We start from the raw sequence: 636 nt of genomic DNA, 5'->3' as shown, positions 1-636 counted from the left end.
ACGTGCTTTTTCACCGAAGATTGCATGAAGAAGACGTTCTTCCGCTGTCAATTCCGTTACACCCTTCGGCGTAACTTTACCGACGAGGATATCGCCGTCCTTGACTTCCGCACCGACGCGGATGATTCCGCGATCGTCGAGGTTTTTCAAGGCATCATCACCGACATTCGGAATATCACGTGTGATTTCTTCCGGTCCGAGTTTCGTATCACGCGACTCACATTCGTATTCTTCGATGTGGATCGATGTGTAGACGTCGTCTTTGACAAGACGTTCACTCATGATGACAGCATCCTCATAGTTGTAACCATCCCATGTCATGAAACCGACGAGTACGTTACGACCAAGCGCAAGTTCCCCACCGTCCATCGATGGACCATCTGCAAGGATCTCGCCTTTATCGACTGGGTCGCCTGCTTTGATGATTGGTTTTTGGTTATAACACGTTCCTTGGTTAGAACGGATGAATTTTTGAATCTTGTAACGGTCGAGTTCACCTTCGACGATGTTGCCATCGACTTCCGTCGTACGACGGACAAGGATTTCACGCGCCGTAACGCGCTCAGCGATCCCTGCGTGCTTCGCAACAACAGCGGCTCCTGAGTCTTTTGCAGACACGTACTCCATACCTGTACC

At 50.2% G+C, this 636-nt stretch carries 1 pseudogene; it reads right to left on the bottom strand.

The annotated features are described in order from the left end of the window. A pseudogene (locus B3S86_RS15070) lies at window positions 1-636 on the bottom strand (DNA-directed RNA polymerase subunit beta); the annotation flags it as partial.

Origin of the sequence: Exiguobacterium sp. UBA3968, from assembly GCF_002385115.1 — a bacterium.
Taxonomy (GTDB): Bacteria; Bacillota; Bacilli; order Exiguobacteriales; family Exiguobacteriaceae; genus Exiguobacterium_A.
The sequence above is the reverse complement of the archived record's forward strand: the minus strand, read 5'-3'. Positions and strand labels throughout refer to the sequence as shown.